This is a genomic window from Acinetobacter sp. YH12226 (assembly GCF_013417805.1).
Classification (GTDB): domain Bacteria; phylum Pseudomonadota; class Gammaproteobacteria; order Pseudomonadales; family Moraxellaceae; genus Acinetobacter.
Genome location: NZ_VPDG01000004.1, coordinates 147,463 through 162,079, shown reverse-complemented (window position 1 = coordinate 162,079; position 14,617 = coordinate 147,463). Strand labels below are relative to the sequence as shown.

The window sequence follows — 14,617 nt, the reverse complement described above, 5'->3', positions numbered from 1 at the left end:
TATATGCCTTTTGATGTCAATGCACATATCTATCCATGGCAGCAACAGGTTTGGGAAACCCTGACCGGGCGCTTTCCTAAGCTTGGACATGGTTTATTGTTTTATGGAAAAAAAGGCTGTGGTAAAGAAGCGTTTACCCAACAGTTTCTGGCTTGGGTGTTATGCCTGAATCGTCAGCCTGCCGGGCCATGTGGTGAATGCAGTAGCTGTCAATGGTTAAAGGCAGACACCCATCCCAACTATGTGCATATCAGTACCGATGACGACAATAAAAAACAGAATGCCAAAATCAAGATCGAGAAGATTCGCGATCTGCTGCCTTTTGTGCAACAGACTGTAGATGGCTGGCGCGTGATTGTGATTGAGCCGGCAGAAGCCTTGAATATTGCCTCTGCCAATGCCTTACTCAAAACACTGGAAGAACCCGGTGATAATACGGTCATTATTTTACTGGCGAATCATTATTTAAAATTGCCCGCGACTATACGCAGTCGTTTGCAGCATTTTGCTTTGGACCGGATTTCCGCAGAACAATTTAGCGATTATGTCCAGAATCAGCTCCCAGATGCAGGTGCTAGCCAACAACAGTTATTGATGAACCTGTCCAATCAGATGCCGTTACAGGCACTAGAGATTGCACAAAGTGCCTGGCTGCCACTACGTCAGGAATTCCTGCAAGACTGGCAAAAACTGGTCATGCAAAAAAATATGCCGATGGCAATTGCGACCAAATGGAATAAAAACCTGAATTTTGGTGACTTTGCTCAAATGTTTGAATACTTGTTGTCCGATTTAATTTGTGTCAAGCTAAATCAGACGGTGAAAAACACTGACCTTGAATTCAATGTACTTGCCGAACAATATTCATTAGAAGCACTTTTTAAAATTTATGAAGATTTTCAGCGCGCTAAACAATTCCTTGAACAGAATGTCCAAAGCAATCTGGTTATTGATGAATTGTTTATCAAGCTGATGAATCTTTAATTAAGGGGAAATCACATGCAACCACGTATGGGCGGTATTATTCAGGCCAATATTCCTGACATTGAAACACTGTTTGCCAGCTATATGCCTTATGTTGTGGGTGGTGGGCTTTTTATTCCTTCCAAGCAGCCGGTCAAACTGGGCGAAGAGGTTTTTGTATTGACGACTTTGCCTGACCAGACCCAGAAAATTCCTTTAACCGGTAAAGTCATCTGGGTCTCGCAAAAGCAGAATGGCATCAAGCCACAAGGCTTTGGCATCCAGTTAAGCGGTGAAAAAGGCGTTTATTTTAAAAATGAAGCAGATCGTCTGGTTGCAGGTCTTAAATCTGAAGGACGTAAAAGTTACACTATGTAGTTAATTTACCCTTGGTAGGAACGCATCGTGTTTGTAGATACTCATTGTCATTTAACCCTGCTTGATTTGACACCATATCATGGTGATCTGGATCAGGCATTGGCTCAGGCTCGTGAAGCCGGTGTTTCCAAATTCATGAGTATCTCGGTCGATCTGGATGATCATATCGAGCTGGCCAAAATTGCCGCGTGTCATGCAGATGTCGGATATACCGTTGGCGTACATCCTTGCGAAGATGCTGCAACCATGGCGCGTGCCACGACTGAATATCTGGTCGAACTGGCGCAACCGGAGAAAGTCTGGGCACTCGGTGAAACAGGTCTGGACTATTATCACAGTACCGATTTTATTGCAGAGCAAAAAGCCTGTTTCGCCCGGCATATCCATGCGTCACAAATCACCAAAAAACCTGTAGTCGTTCATACCCGTTCCGCCAAGCATGATACCGTCGATATTATTCGCGCGGAAAAATCTACGCATGGCATCCTGCACTGTTTTACCGAGGACTGGGAAACCGCTAAAGCAGTACTGGATTGCGGCTATTATGTTTCATTTTCCGGAATTGTTTCATTTAAAAATGCGCAGGATCTGCGTGATGTCGCCAAACAGGTTCCGCTGGATCGTGTGCTGATTGAAACCGATAGTCCTTATCTTGCGCCAATGCCGTATCGTGGCAAATCTAATGAGCCTAAATACGTTCCTTATGTAGCCAAAGCGCTTTGCGATGTATATGATAAGTCGCTAGAAGAAATGGCTTTTATCACAAAGCAGAACTTTGAAAATCTTCTGAATTTAAAGTAAATAAAGTTATATAAAGTACAAAGAGAGTTTATAGGGTGAAGATGGATCGTCAGGCTCAGTTTCGAGCAAGAGAAACCTTGATTTTTCAAGTTGCAGAACAGCTCCTGTTGGAAAATGGTGAAGCAGGAATGACGCTAGATGCGCTGGCTGCCGAGCTTGATCTGGCCAAAGGGACACTTTATAAACATTTTCAGAGTAAAGATGAGCTGTACATGCTGCTGATTATCCGTAATGAGCGCATGTTGCTGGAAATGATTCAGGATAGCGATAAAGCCTTTCCTGAACATCTGGCCTTCTTTATGCTGCATCATTTACATCATCCGGAACGAACCGTGCTGTTTCATCAGATTGAAGAACGCCTGTCGACGACTGGGGTTGGAATCCAGCACCTTTTTAGCGAACTTTATCAGGTGCGCAAACAGCGTTTACGCCTGATTATCCGTATGACAGAAACTTATCTGGCTTCTATTAATAGCCGCATGTCAGTACGCGATTATCTGGCTTCGATCTGGTCGTTGACCCATGGTGCAGCTGCAATTCTTAATTCCAGTTTCTATCAGCGTTATTTGGGTTCGCGCGATACATTGCGTGTAGCCTATATCGATCAGGCACTGGCTTTGCCTAAGCAGGTACATTCAGCCGAGCAGTTTGCCTAAGGTTGTCCTATGATCAGATCACCTCACAGTGCAGTTCGTGGCTTTACCTTAATCGAATTGATGGTGGTGATTGTGATTATGGGAATTATGGCTTCACTAGTGCTGCTGAATACCAGTGGTGTCGATCAGCGCAAAGCAATGCAGGCACGGGAAATTTTATTAGTAGACTTGCAACGGGTGCTACGCGAGGCCAATGACCAGTCTAGAATACTCGCGCTTGACGTTCAGCCAGCAACAGATGTCACGCCATTTCGTTATGGAATTATAGAATATCGTTCAGCAGCGCAGACTGAACAGAACCTGCAAAATGAGAAATGGCAGAGTTATGCAGATTTCAAATTGCGTAATTTACCTGATCATGTGTCCTTTCAGATGCAGGCGCTGGAACAGCAGCGTTATGCCAATGCACAAAATCGTGATCTGACTCAGGCCAATGCACCTAAACTGATCTGGCTCGGCAATGGAGAAGTCAAACCGGTGCGGATTCAATTCTTTTTGGAGGACCGTGAAGTGGGTGCTGCGATTGAGATTGATCATCTGGGTAAAATCAATGAAATCTAGATATTTCAAGCAGAGCGCTGGGTCTGGTGTAATCAAGTTGTTTAAGGCGAGTGTTCATGGATTTGATCATGTGTGCTGCAAGCATAGGACTTCGTCTTGCGCTGCTATCGGACTTTCTTGCGCGACAATGTCGCTCAGGTCGAGTGTTACTCGACTTAATCGTGCCTCAGGTTTTACCTTATTGGAAGTCATGGTGGCCCTGGCAATTTTTGCGACCGCAGCCATGACCTTGACCAAAGTCGCAATGCAATATACCCAGTCGACCTCGAATGCAATTCTACGTACCAAAGCACAGTTTGTTGCCTTAAATGAAGTGGCACAAATGGAAATCAATCAGGAATGGATGGAAGGCACGGCTTCAAAACAACTGACCCAGCAGGGCGAAACCTGGCAGATTGACAAGCGCAGTGAACCGACGGTAAGTCCGAATGTACAACGGATCGAGCTGCAGGTGAGTCTGGTTAATCAGGACAGTGGTCAGGTTGAATCTGGCATCAGTAACCTGATGTTCTTTAATCATCGCATGAATAATACCCCATGAAGCCTAAAGGATTTACCCTGGTTGAATTAATGGTCGCAATTGCGATCTTTGCGGTGCTGTCTGCTTTGGGTTGGAAAGTTTTTGATTATATTGTCAAGACCAAAGATCAGAATGTGATTCATGAGCAGCGTTTAGGTCTGCTACAGCAAACCTATCAGCAGATTCTGCGAGATACCGTACAGACAGTCCCCTTAACGGCCAACATCAATGGGAATATTCAACCGGCTCTAGTGCTGCAGAACGGACGCTTTAATTTCAGTAAAACCGGGGTAACTGATCCTTTGGAAGAAGGGATTTCCCCAGATGAGCGCATTGAATATCAGTATCGAGCCGATGAGCAGAAGCTTTATCGCCTGAAATACCGGAATCTGAATCAGACAGGTCAAGATCAGCCAGAATCCAGTGTTTTATTGTCGGAAGTAGAACAATTCCAGATCGTCGTACTCAATCCGAATGAGCTCACGCAATGGCCAGATGCTTCTGCTGATCTGAATCTGTTAGAGCATAAACAGCGTTTGCCTAAAGGGATTAAAATCAATTTAACCGTGAATGGCGTTAGCTATGAATGGATGTTCAGTTTATTAAATACGGACTTTTTGCTTGATACTCAGAACACCGGTCAACCCAGCTCAGAATAATAAGAAATGAAAATGAAGAAAGCGATCATGATCAAGCAGCAGCAGGGCATTGCACTGATTACTATTCTGGTGATGGTGGCGCTAGCGACTATTCTGGCGGCTACGATTGCGCAACGTCAGGCTGCAACTGCTGAAAGCACTGCCTATTTGATGCGACAAAACCAGTCTCTCATGTATGCCAAAAGTGCCGAGGCTTTTTTTTCTGAATTGCTGGTCGATGATGCTGAAAATGCTGCAGAGGTCGACCATCTGCAGGAAACCTGGGCGCAACCCATGCCGGCTTTTCCGGTAGATGACGGTTATGTCTCCGGAATTGTGCAGGATGAATCGGGTAAGTTTAATTTAAATAGCCTGATCACTGCCGAAGGCACAGTCAATGAAAATGCCAAAACATGGTTCGAGCTGATTTTAAAACGTACCGGTTTGCCGGTACAGCTGAGTGAAGCAGTCATTGACTGGCAGGATGCAGACGAGCTGGTCAGTGGGGGCATGGGCGCTGAATCTAACTATTATCAAGGCTTGCCCAATGCTGCTTTGCCACCGAATGCAAAATTTCACAGCGTAGAAGAATTAAAGCTGGTACGCGGTTTTGAAGAGAATAAATATAAGCTGATAGCACCTTATCTGAGTACTGCACCGGTGCAGGAGAGCCTGGTCAATATTAATACCGCTTCAGCTTTTCTTTTGGCTAGTATGGATGAAAAGCTGGATGTGAATGCAGTGCAGCAATTGCTGGATCAGCGTCAGGCCAACTTGGAACACTTTTCCAATGTGACTGACCTGTGGTCACTGGAGCCTTTTGCTCAGGTCGATGCAGACAAGCGTAATTTGTTTAACAGTCTGCTTGGGGTGCAATCCAATTATTTTAAAGCCCGAATCGAAGTGGTTTTAAGTGAGCGTAAGCGCCAGTTCAGCAGTGATCTGGTTCGTCAGGACAAACAGGTTTATGTGGCATACCGCAGCATGGCGCCATTTTAATTTTAGCTCATGAATTGTACAGACTGTATAAGCGCAAATGCCGGGCTGATGCCTTTTCCCTATCATGCTAAATAGCAAAATTAATCCTCAAAGCCTTACTTTTGCTTTATAATCAAAATTAATTCACCTATTTTTTGACGACATTACGGCATATGTTAATTCGTAAGTTATTTAAGTTTGAGAATGCTCATATTGTGCGTAACTGCACGTCAGATCGCTGTAAGCGTTCGATCCATGGCCATAGTTATAAAGTCGAGTTATTACTAAAAGCCTCGAAGCTAGATCATGGTCAAATGGTCTATGACTTTGGTCTGCTTAAAGGTGTGATTAAGGATTTTTTTGATTCTTTCGATCATGCTATCTGCTTCTGGCAAAATGACGATCCGGAATATATTCAGGCCTGCAAGAATTTCAGCGCGCGCTGGGTGTCTTTGCCGGTATCGCCATCAGCAGAGCAGTTTTCACGTATTTTCTTCTTTCTGGCACAGCAAGTGCTGGCATCGACCGTGACTCAAAATGGCGAAGGTGATGTCGAAGTCTATTCTGTGATTGTGCATGAAACCGACACCGGCTATGCACAAAGTTTTTTAGAAGATATTCAAAATGAACAAATGGGGATTCTGAGCCTGGAACAACTTGAGTTCTCTGAACAGGTGCAAGCTGAATGGACAGATCTGGACATGTTTGCCAAGCTCAAACAGGGCACGCCATTTCATAACCCTACAGTAGATTTACAGGTACAGATTTAAAGTCTACGTGACTTTAAATCCATTGACATAGATTTAGGATTGAAGAATGTCTTTAAATGAACAGCAACTGGCCAAGCTGAATAAAGTTCAGTTGGATGAAAGCTGGAAATATGGATTGAGTGAATTTTTGCTCAGTCCGAAAATGGATGAATTAAAAGCGTTTCTCGTTGAAGAAAAAAAAGCAGATAAAATCATTTATCCTCCCAATCATCTGATTTTTAATTCTTTGAATACCACGCCGCTAGATCGGGTGAAAGTGGTGATTTTAGGGCAAGATCCTTATCATGGCCCAAATCAGGCGCATGGATTAAGTTTTTCCGTACAAAAGGGGGTTGCATTACCACCATCTTTGCGTAATATTTTTCATGAGTTACATGCTGATGTCGGGGTTGAAAGACCGAAGCATGGTGACTTGACGCATTGGGCAGAGCAGGGTGTGCTTCTGTTAAATGCAGTATTGACCGTTGAAGCAGGTCAGCCGACTTCGCATCAAAAGCGCGGTTGGGAAGAGTTTACTGATCACGTCATTGATGTATTAAATGAACAGCGTGAACATATTGTCTTTATTCTTTGGGGCGCATACGCACAGCGTAAAGGACAGCGCATCAATCAAGACAAGCATCTCGTGTTAAAGGCAGCACATCCATCGCCTTTGGCCGCAAACCGTGGTGGTTTTTTTGGTTGTAAAGTATTTTCAAAATCGAATAATTACCTCAAACAATATGGCATTGAGCCTATAGATTGGCAGCTGGACGCATGAAATACTCTCCCCTTACTAAACATTATCATCCGGATTTAATTGTTGAAGAAGCGCACAATGGTTGGCGTATCGTTCGTTTAAATCGCCCGAAATCTTTGCATGCTCTCGATGAATCGATTGCTTCCGCATTATTGGAAGTATTTCAGGACTTTCATCATGATGACAGCGTAAAAGCCATCTGGCTGGATTCAACCACACCGAAAGCGTTCTGTGCGGGTGGGGATGTGCGTAAACTGCGTCAGTTAGTGATTAATGACGAAGTCGCGGCCGCCAATAAGTTCTTTGAACAAGAATATGCACTTGATCTGTTATTGCATAATTATGCCAAACCTGTTTTAGTCTGGGGTGAAGGTTATGTGATGGGCGGTGGCTTGGGCCTGTTTATGGCAGCGCCTTTCCGTTTAGTGACGCCGTATTCACGTTTGGCAATGCCTGAAATTAATATCGGTTTGTATCCAGACGTGGGTGCAACCCGCTTTCTGGCAGATCGTGGTGCGATTGGTCTATTTACTGGCTTGACCGGATCAATCATGACTGCTGCTGGTGCTTATGGGATTGGCTGGGCAACGCATATTTGTGATACACAGCGTGATTCAGTTTTGGATAAAGTCATTAATATCGACTGGGAGCATTATCCTGCGGGTGATTTCCGTGCCATTGATGACACCCTGAATAGCATGCACCGTCCGGTCGGCCCGGGACCGCTGCAAAACTCTCTGGATGTGATTCATAGTGTTTGCCGTGGTATCAACTTCGAGCATGATTATGAGTCGATTATTGGCCTGAGTGATGCGCGCAGTGACTGGTTACGTCAGGCCAGTGAAAATCTGAAAAAAGGTTCACCCACCACCGCAGCCTTGACCTGGTTATTATGGCAATGGGGTAAGCAGGTACATTCCTGGAATGAAGTTTTCGAACTAGAAGTTCAAATTTCTGACTGGAAAATCCGTCATCATGACTTTGTCGAAGGTGTGCGCGCACGTCTGGTCGATAAAGACCTTAGTCCTGAGTGGAAAAAAGGTGCAGATATGAGCTTAAAAGGTATCCTGGCTGGGAATCCTCCAGTTACGACTATCGAAAGCTGGAATGAGCTGCTCAAGCATTATGGTGTGATTTAAGCCTCAATGTCCGAAATACAATTTACAGATGAATACTGGATGCAGCGTGCTTACGAGCAGGCTGCACTTGCTGCTGCACAGGGAGAAATCCCTGTCGGGGCAATTATCGTTAGTCAGGATCAGATCATTGGCCAAGGGTTTAATGCGCCCATCACATTAAATGATCCGACTGCACATGCTGAAATTGTTGCACTACGTGATGCCTGTCAAAACATCCAAAATTATCGTTTACCTGATGATGCGGTGCTCTATGTGACTCTTGAGCCGTGCACCATGTGTGTCGGTGCGCTGGTGCATTCGCGGGTCTCACGGGTAGTATTTGGGGCATTTGAAGCGAAAGCAGGCTCACTGGTGAGTGCGCGTCAACTGTTTGAAACCGGTTATTATAATCACGTATTTTCTTTCGAGGCAGGCTGCATGCAGCAGCAATGCTCTGAACAGCTGAGTGCATTTTTTAAGTTGCGCCGCGAGCAGAAACGAGAACTCAAGTTACAAGAAAAGTTATTAAATACGCAGAAATAAATCTGCTTTATCCGCTAAAATTTGCTTACTTTCAAATATCTGCAATCTTCAGGAACAATAATGAACAGCATTCAAGTAAAAAAAGAATTCCCGGCAGCCCTTGATGATGTCTTCAATTTGATGTCCAAGCATGCCACCTATAATATTGCCTTCGCACCGATGCAGGTCGAACGAATCAAGGATTCTGCGGATGCTGAATATCCTGATGGACTCGGTTCAGTACGTGCAATGGGTATGGGGCCAGTGAAGCCGCTGAAAGAACAAATTACCTTGTTCGAGCCAAATAATCGCATCGAATATCAGATTATTAAAAATCCATTGATCAAGCATCATTTAGGCATTATTGAATTTGAAGCACTGGCTGATGACAAAACGTTAGTAACTTATACGATTGAATTGCAGGCACGTGCGCCTTTTGTGAGTAAATTAATCCTTGCACAGTTACAGGCAGCGATTAAACTAGGCCTGACAAAACTCGCAAAATCTGTTTAAACAACAACGGGAAAGCAATGACAGTTCAAATTATTACCATTGATGGTCCAAGTGGGTCTGGCAAGGGTACGTTAGCAGCGAAACTGGCTGCACATTATCAGTTTCACTTATTGGATTCTGGTGCTTTATACCGCCTTTTGGGTTTGTCATTGCATCACCATGATTTGCTGGATTCGCTAGACACGAAATTGCCAGAATGCGTACAAATCGCAACAAATTTAGATATCCAGTTTGTCAGTACCGACACCGGGGTGCAGGTGTGGCTGGATGGTGAAGATGTGTCCCAAACTATTCGAACTGAACGGGTAGGAGAGTTTGCTTCAAAAGTTGCAGCAATTCCTGAGCTTAGAACAGCGATGGTTTCACGTCAGCATGCCTTTGCACAGGCGCCTGGTCTGGTAGCAGACGGACGTGATATGGCGACAAGTATCTTCCCGAATGCTCAGGCAAAAATATATTTGACGGCCTCGGCTGAATCACGCGCGCAAAGACGTGTAAAGCAGTTGCAGGGCATGGGACTGGATGTTAAAATAAGCGACATTTTAGCTAATATCATCGCTCGCGATAAACGAGATACGGAACGCGCTGTCGCTCCACTCAAGCCTGCGGATGATGCTTACATTATTGATAGTTCAGATTTGAATATCGATGAAGTATTCCAGCTGATGACCACTTATGTGGATCAGCAGTTAGCAAATTAACCCAATTTTATCAGCAAACGCATAGCTTGATCAGTTTTATATGGACTATGTAGATGCTTAATTAAACCGGCCTTGTCTGATCCAAGACCGCTGACTTTATCGGAAATATCATGACCGAATCTTTTGCAGCCCTCTTTGAAGCAAGCGAATTAAACCTCAACGTTGAAAAGGGTGCAGTTATCCAGGGCGTTGTAGTAAGCATTGACTCTGATTGGGTAACTGTTGACACTGGCCTTAAATCTGAAGGCGTTGTTGACCGTGCTGAGTTCTTAAATGAACAGCGCGAACTTGAAGTTCAAGTTGGCGACACTGTAGACGTAGTTGTTGAAGCACTTGACAACGGTATGGGTCAAACAGTTCTTTCTCGCGAAAAAGCTAAACGCGCAGAAACTTGGACTAAACTTGAAAAAATCTTTGAAGACGGCGAAATCGTTACTGGTGTTATCTCTGGTAAAGTTAAAGGTGGTTTCACTGTTGACATCGGTCCAGTACGTGCGTTCCTTCCAGGTTCTTTAGTTGATACTCGTCCTATTCGTGATACTACTCACCTAGAAGGCAAAGAGTTAGAATTCAAAGTAATCAAACTTGACGCTAAACGTAACAACGTTGTTGTTTCACGTCGTGCTGTTATGGAAGCTGAATCTTCAGCTGACCGTGAAGCTCTTCTTGCTCAGCTTGAAGAAGGTCAAACAGTTACTGGTACGATCAAAAATCTTACTGACTACGGCGCATTCGTTGACCTTGGCGGTATTGATGGTCTTCTTCACATCACTGACATGGCTTGGAAACGTATCAAGCACCCTTCAGAAGTTGTTGAAGTGGGTCAAGAAGTTACTGTTAAAGTACTTAAATTCGACCGCGAACGTAACCGTGTTTCTCTAGGTCTTAAACAGCTTGGCGAAGATCCATGGTTAGCGATCATGAACCGTTACCCTAAAGGTTCAATCGTTAAAGCGCGCGTAACTAACCTGACTGACTACGGTTGTTTCGCTGAAATCGCTGAAGGCGTTGAAGGTTTAGTACACGTTTCAGAAATGGATCACACGAACAAAAACATCCACCCATCTAAAGTTGTTCAGATTGGTGACGAAGTTGATGTTATGGTTCTTGAAGTTGATGAAGAACGTCGTCGTATTTCTCTTGGTATCAAACAAACTCGTGCTAACCCATGGGAAGAGTTTGCTAAAGATCACGACAAAGGCGAAAAAGTTTCTGGTACGATCAAATCTATCACTGACTTCGGTATCTTCATCGGTTTGCCAGGCGGTATCGACGGTCTAGTTCACTTGTCTGATATTTCTTGGAACGAACAAGGCGAAGAAGCGATTCGTCGTTACAAGAAAGGCGACACTGTTGAAGCAGTTATCCTTTCTGTAGACGCTGAAGGCAACCGTATCAGCCTTGGCATCAAGCAAATGAACAACGATCCGTTCAATGACTTCCTTGCTGCTAACGAACGCGGTGCGTTGGTTAAAGGTACTGTAACTGCAGTTGACGCTAAAGGCGCTACTGTTAAGTTAGCTGACGAAGTTGAAGCGACTCTGAAAGCATCTGAAATCAACCGCGACCGCGTTGAAGATGCAACTAAGTTCCTTGAAGTTGGTCAAGAAGTTGAAGCGAAGATCATCAACGTAGATCGTAAATCTCGCGCAATCAACTTGTCTATCAAAGCGAAAGACGAAGCTGAAGAGAAAGAAGCAGTTGCTAACTTGAAAACAGCTCCTGTTGGTCAAGACAATGGTCCTAAGACGATTGGTGACCTGATCAAAGCTCAAATGGGCAACTAAGTAAGCGTTTGAATTGTATTGTTAATGTAAGTTAACTAATACTTTTTATACAAATACTGTAAACGGTAGCGTAGTATTTAATTATTGCGCTACCGTTTTGTATTTAAACAGGTTATTATCGGGAAATAGATCCCAAGTAGCTTGATAATTAAAGAGGTCGCAGATGACTACTGAAGCACTTAATAAGTCTGACTTAATAGAGCGTATTGCGTTAAAAAATCCGCATTTGGCTGAGCCTTTAGTGGAAGAAGCAGTTAAAATTATGATTGATCAAATGATAGAAGCATTATCAACTGACAATCGTATCGAGATTCGTGGATTTGGTAGTTTTGCATTGCATCACCGTGAACCGCGCGTAGGTCGTAACCCTAAAACTGGTAAATCAGTAGAAGTGGCTGCAAAAGCAGTTCCGCACTTTAAACCAGGCAAGGCACTTCGTGACGCTGTGAACGAGTCTGCACAAAAATAATTGTAAATATTTTGCGGGGTGTTCATGCGTTACGTTCTGGTCATTCTTTTATTGGTACTGTTTGGTTATTCATTAGCTTTGGTTTTGCAAAACGGTACCGAATTGTCAGTGGACTTGTTATTTACTCAAGTTCCCGCAATGCGCCTGGGATTATTACTTCTCCTCACGTTATCTTTAGGTGTCGTTTTGGGCCTGTTATTGGGCGTTCAGATCTTCCGGGTTTTTCAGACGAATTGGGAAATTAAACGACTGCGTAAAGACATTGAACATCTACGTAAGGAACAGTTGAATACAGCCAAGTTAATGGCCGCTGAAGCAGCAGCCCATACCCGGCATGAAAAAACTGTATTAGATATTACCAATGAAAATCAAAGCCCATTATAATGGGCTTATTTTTTGCCTATATGAAGGGGTAATCTCTTGAGTATCATCGTCGCACTAGATGCCAAAAGCCAATTTGATGCCTTAGCCATTGCAGAACAGTTAGATCCTGCCTTGTGTCGACTTAAAGTTGGTAAAGAGTTATTTACCCATGAAGGTCCAATTATTGTCAAAGCACTTCAAGATAGAGGCTTTGATGTATTTCTGGATCTGAAATTTCATGATATTCCAAATACAACAGCACAGGCAGTATGCGCGGCAGCAGATTTGGGTGTGTGGATGGTCAATGTGCATGCCTCAGGTGGCCGCAAGATGATGGAAACCTGTGTAGAGCGTTTGCAAGCGGGTAATTATAAAACTCAGTTGATTGCAGTGACTGTATTGACGTCAATGGGCCGTGAAGACTTGAAAGATATTGGTCTGGATATTGAGCCAAATGAGCATGTAAAACGTCTGGCACAACTGACAAAAGACAGTGGTCTAGATGGGGTGGTTTGCTCAGCTCAAGAAGCGAAAATGTTACGTGAAACGATTGGAAAAGACTTTGCATTAGTGACACCCGGCATTCGTCCAGAAGGGTCGAATGCAGATGACCAGAAACGTATTGTGACACCGAAACAGGCAATGCTAGATGGCTCAACACATCTGGTAATTGGTCGCCCGATTACCCAGTCTAAAAATATGCGTCAGACTTTGAAAGATATTTTGGCAACGCTTTAATACGGTTTGAATGACAAAAAGCCTTTCAGTCGAAAGGCTTTTTTTATATATTGAAAAAATGGTTATAAAATAAAAAGGAAAAATGATGACTTCATCTGAACCACAATTAGAAAAAGTACAGAATGACGTGATTCAAAATATTCAACAGGCAGAACAGCTTAAGCAACAAGAATAGCAACAACAGCAGGCAAGCTCAGCAGATCGGACAGCGGGGATCGATGTGGTCAGTTTGGCATCTGATGCCATCAGTCTTGTTTCGGATGTTATTGAAACAGTAGGCGATGCCTTAAGTGATATTGATTTAAGTTTTTAGTCAGCCCTCTCGGCCTACTTGCTTGTGCTTCGTTTTAAAATTCTGCTTTTAAACTGAATCAGGGAGGAGAGTTCCTCTTTATAAAAGAGGAATTTAGTGAGATTGAGAAAGTGATAAAGTAATTAAATCGCTGCCAGTACACTCACCATGACTGGTGCTAACAGTGACAAAATAAAACCACTGACCATGGCATGTGGAATAAAATCATGCCCACAGGCCTGTTTAACCATCGGCAGAGTCACATCCATCGCAGTTGCACCCGCTGCGGAAATGGCCGATCTTGGATATCTCCAACCCATACAATACATCAGTAAGATGGCAAAAATTTCTCTAAACAGGTCATTCATCAGGGCGATACTGCCGAGTTCTGCATTTCTGAGTTCTGTCACGACAACGCCTGACATTGAGTAAAATCCATAGCCTTGTGACAGCATGATCAAATCTTTCAGACTGATGTCGGTGTTCCAGAATGAATAAAGCATGACCGCGAATAATGAACCGAAAATACAACCGATTGGAACTAAGAGAATTTTAAAATTTAACCAGGAACGATCTAAAGGTGAATAAGCCAGATCTAAGCCAATCATGAACATAAAGACCAGTAACAAATGCCAGGTACTGATGTGCAAGGACAGATCGAATAGACTTAAACCTGTATGTAAGAAGTATCCGCCAGCAAGAGCCAAAAATGCATAACTCATGTTCAGTAAGGATTTAAGTACTAGATCAAGAGATACTTGACCGGAACTCGGAAGATAACCTGACCATTTAAAGAGCAGATAGCAAAATGTAAAAGCGCCAAGCGATGTCAGGAAAGCAATACTGATTGACGTACTCAAAATCTGTAGGGGATACTGTAATTCATCTACCAGTTGTGAAAACTCAAAAGCAATCGCAATCAATAAAACATAGCTAAAATAGGGCAAGAGCTTGAAACAGATTTTAATAATCAAAAGCGGAATTCGTTTTGCCATCGCAAAGCCGAGTGCTAGACAGAATAGAAGCTGGAAGATGAGCCAAAGCGATTGCATAAATTTAATGGATTGAAAAAATTACCTTTAAATTATGCCATTGCTTGATGCCGGATGG

Annotated in this window: 19 protein-coding genes; 18 read left to right on the top strand and 1 reads right to left on the bottom strand. The window is 43.6% G+C overall.

What is annotated here, in order from left to right; genetic code table 11:
* Positions 1–3: 3 nt before the first annotated feature.
* The 18 genes from FTV08_RS06660 to pyrF all read left to right on the top strand — a co-directional run bounded on the left by FTV08_RS06660 (position 4) and on the right by pyrF (position 13,215).
* Positions 4–984 carry a DNA polymerase III, delta' subunit gene (locus FTV08_RS06660; protein ID WP_005252242.1) on the top strand — a complete coding sequence of 327 codons (981 nt, stop codon included), beginning with the start codon at positions 4–6 and terminating at the stop codon, positions 982–984.
* Between the two features lie 15 nt (positions 985–999).
* Positions 1,000–1,341, top strand: coding sequence for a PilZ domain-containing protein (locus FTV08_RS06655; protein ID WP_004278877.1), 342 nt, complete (start codon positions 1,000–1,002; stop codon positions 1,339–1,341).
* A gap of 27 nt (positions 1,342–1,368) precedes the next feature.
* Positions 1,369–2,142 carry a TatD family hydrolase gene (locus FTV08_RS06650; RefSeq protein WP_005252239.1) on the top strand — a complete coding sequence of 258 codons (774 nt, stop codon included), beginning with the start codon at positions 1,369–1,371 and terminating at the stop codon, positions 2,140–2,142.
* A gap of 41 nt (positions 2,143–2,183) precedes the next feature.
* On the top strand, positions 2,184–2,798 hold the full coding sequence (locus tag FTV08_RS06645) for a TetR/AcrR family transcriptional regulator (protein WP_005252237.1): 615 nt from the start codon (positions 2,184–2,186) through the stop codon (positions 2,796–2,798).
* Positions 2,799–2,807: 9 nt separating this feature from the next.
* Positions 2,808–3,359, top strand: a complete 552-nt coding sequence (locus tag FTV08_RS06640) for a type II secretion system protein (protein ID WP_005252236.1) — start codon at positions 2,808–2,810, stop codon at positions 3,357–3,359.
* Positions 3,349–3,900, top strand: coding sequence for a type II secretion system minor pseudopilin GspI (gspI, locus tag FTV08_RS06635; RefSeq protein WP_373687389.1), 552 nt, complete (start codon positions 3,349–3,351; stop codon positions 3,898–3,900). Before FTV08_RS06640 ends, gspI begins: the two co-directional genes overlap by 11 nt.
* Complete coding sequence (gspJ, locus tag FTV08_RS06630; protein ID WP_005252234.1) at positions 3,897–4,538, top strand: type II secretion system minor pseudopilin GspJ; 642 nt, start codon at positions 3,897–3,899, stop codon at positions 4,536–4,538. The genes gspI and gspJ overlap by 4 nt, the downstream gene beginning before the upstream one ends.
* Before the next feature lie 6 nt (positions 4,539–4,544).
* Positions 4,545–5,516 carry a type II secretion system minor pseudopilin GspK gene (gene gspK, locus FTV08_RS06625; protein WP_005252232.1) on the top strand — a complete coding sequence of 324 codons (972 nt, stop codon included), beginning with the start codon at positions 4,545–4,547 and terminating at the stop codon, positions 5,514–5,516.
* 152 nt (positions 5,517–5,668) lie between these two features.
* Entirely contained in the window at positions 5,669–6,265 is a 597-nt protein-coding gene (locus tag FTV08_RS06620) for a 6-carboxytetrahydropterin synthase (RefSeq protein WP_180086916.1), read from the top strand.
* Between the two features lie 46 nt (positions 6,266–6,311).
* Positions 6,312–7,025, top strand: a complete 714-nt coding sequence (ung, locus tag FTV08_RS06615) for a uracil-DNA glycosylase (RefSeq protein ID WP_180086915.1) — start codon at positions 6,312–6,314, stop codon at positions 7,023–7,025.
* A complete protein-coding gene (locus FTV08_RS06610) occupies positions 7,022–8,143 on the top strand; it encodes an enoyl-CoA hydratase/isomerase family protein (RefSeq protein WP_005252229.1) in 1,122 nt (373 codons plus the stop codon). Before ung ends, FTV08_RS06610 begins: the two co-directional genes overlap by 4 nt.
* Before the next feature lie 6 nt (positions 8,144–8,149).
* Positions 8,150–8,665, top strand: a complete 516-nt coding sequence (gene tadA / locus FTV08_RS06605; RefSeq protein WP_034436192.1) for a tRNA adenosine(34) deaminase TadA — start codon at positions 8,150–8,152, stop codon at positions 8,663–8,665.
* Positions 8,666–8,725: 60 nt separating this feature from the next.
* On the top strand, positions 8,726–9,157 hold the full coding sequence (locus tag FTV08_RS06600; RefSeq protein ID WP_005247314.1) for an SRPBCC family protein: 432 nt from the start codon (positions 8,726–8,728) through the stop codon (positions 9,155–9,157).
* A gap of 17 nt (positions 9,158–9,174) precedes the next feature.
* A complete protein-coding gene (gene cmk, locus FTV08_RS06595) occupies positions 9,175–9,858 on the top strand; it encodes a (d)CMP kinase (protein ID WP_004278855.1) in 684 nt (227 codons plus the stop codon).
* Between the two features lie 110 nt (positions 9,859–9,968).
* Positions 9,969–11,645 carry a 30S ribosomal protein S1 gene (gene rpsA / locus FTV08_RS06590; RefSeq protein WP_005252225.1) on the top strand — a complete coding sequence of 559 codons (1,677 nt, stop codon included), beginning with the start codon at positions 9,969–9,971 and terminating at the stop codon, positions 11,643–11,645.
* 163 nt (positions 11,646–11,808) lie between these two features.
* Positions 11,809–12,114 (top strand): integration host factor subunit beta, encoded by a 306-nt coding sequence (locus FTV08_RS06585; RefSeq protein WP_004278853.1) that lies wholly within the window; start codon positions 11,809–11,811, stop codon positions 12,112–12,114.
* 24 nt (positions 12,115–12,138) lie between these two features.
* The gene (locus FTV08_RS06580) at positions 12,139–12,498 is read left to right on the top strand and encodes a lipopolysaccharide assembly protein LapA domain-containing protein (protein ID WP_004278852.1); all 360 of its coding nucleotides are present in this window, start codon (positions 12,139–12,141) and stop codon (positions 12,496–12,498) included.
* A 36-nt stretch (positions 12,499–12,534) separates the two neighbouring features.
* Positions 12,535–13,215, top strand: coding sequence for an orotidine-5'-phosphate decarboxylase (gene pyrF, locus FTV08_RS06575; RefSeq protein ID WP_004278851.1), 681 nt, complete (start codon positions 12,535–12,537; stop codon positions 13,213–13,215).
* Positions 13,216–13,650: 435 nt separating this feature from the next.
* Here the strand turns inward: pyrF and FTV08_RS06570 are convergent, their stop codons facing one another.
* Positions 13,651–14,559 carry a lysine exporter LysO family protein gene (locus FTV08_RS06570; RefSeq protein WP_005252222.1) on the bottom strand — a complete coding sequence of 303 codons (909 nt, stop codon included), beginning with the start codon at positions 14,557–14,559 and terminating at the stop codon, positions 13,651–13,653.
* Positions 14,560–14,617: the final 58 nt, after the last annotated feature.

Excerpts from the sequence above, each read along its gene's own strand:
- FTV08_RS06660 (WP_005252242.1), top strand. The coding sequence starts at position 4 with ATGCCTTTTGATGTCAATGCACATATCTATCCATGGCAGCAACAGGTT.
- FTV08_RS06580 (WP_004278852.1), top strand. The coding sequence starts at position 12,139 with ATGCGTTACGTTCTGGTCATTCTTTTATTGGTACTGTTTGGTTATTCA.
- FTV08_RS06600 (WP_005247314.1), top strand. The coding sequence starts at position 8,726 with ATGAACAGCATTCAAGTAAAAAAAGAATTCCCGGCAGCCCTTGATGAT.
- FTV08_RS06610 (WP_005252229.1), top strand. The coding sequence starts at position 7,022 with ATGAAATACTCTCCCCTTACTAAACATTATCATCCGGATTTAATTGTT.
- gspK (WP_005252232.1), top strand. The coding sequence starts at position 4,545 with ATGAAAATGAAGAAAGCGATCATGATCAAGCAGCAGCAGGGCATTGCA.
- FTV08_RS06645 (WP_005252237.1), top strand. The coding sequence starts at position 2,184 with ATGGATCGTCAGGCTCAGTTTCGAGCAAGAGAAACCTTGATTTTTCAA.
- rpsA (WP_005252225.1), top strand. The coding sequence starts at position 9,969 with ATGACCGAATCTTTTGCAGCCCTCTTTGAAGCAAGCGAATTAAACCTC.
- FTV08_RS06655 (WP_004278877.1), top strand. The coding sequence starts at position 1,000 with ATGCAACCACGTATGGGCGGTATTATTCAGGCCAATATTCCTGACATT.
- FTV08_RS06640 (WP_005252236.1), top strand. The coding sequence starts at position 2,808 with ATGATCAGATCACCTCACAGTGCAGTTCGTGGCTTTACCTTAATCGAA.
- gspI (WP_373687389.1), top strand. The coding sequence starts at position 3,349 with ATGAAATCTAGATATTTCAAGCAGAGCGCTGGGTCTGGTGTAATCAAG.
- FTV08_RS06570 (WP_005252222.1), bottom strand. The coding sequence starts at position 14,559 with ATGCAATCGCTTTGGCTCATCTTCCAGCTTCTATTCTGTCTAGCACTC.
- cmk (WP_004278855.1), top strand. The coding sequence starts at position 9,175 with ATGACAGTTCAAATTATTACCATTGATGGTCCAAGTGGGTCTGGCAAG.
- ung (WP_180086915.1), top strand. The coding sequence starts at position 6,312 with ATGTCTTTAAATGAACAGCAACTGGCCAAGCTGAATAAAGTTCAGTTG.
- FTV08_RS06585 (WP_004278853.1), top strand. The coding sequence starts at position 11,809 with ATGACTACTGAAGCACTTAATAAGTCTGACTTAATAGAGCGTATTGCG.
- tadA (WP_034436192.1), top strand. The coding sequence starts at position 8,150 with ATGTCCGAAATACAATTTACAGATGAATACTGGATGCAGCGTGCTTAC.
- FTV08_RS06620 (WP_180086916.1), top strand. The coding sequence starts at position 5,669 with ATGTTAATTCGTAAGTTATTTAAGTTTGAGAATGCTCATATTGTGCGT.
- gspJ (WP_005252234.1), top strand. The coding sequence starts at position 3,897 with ATGAAGCCTAAAGGATTTACCCTGGTTGAATTAATGGTCGCAATTGCG.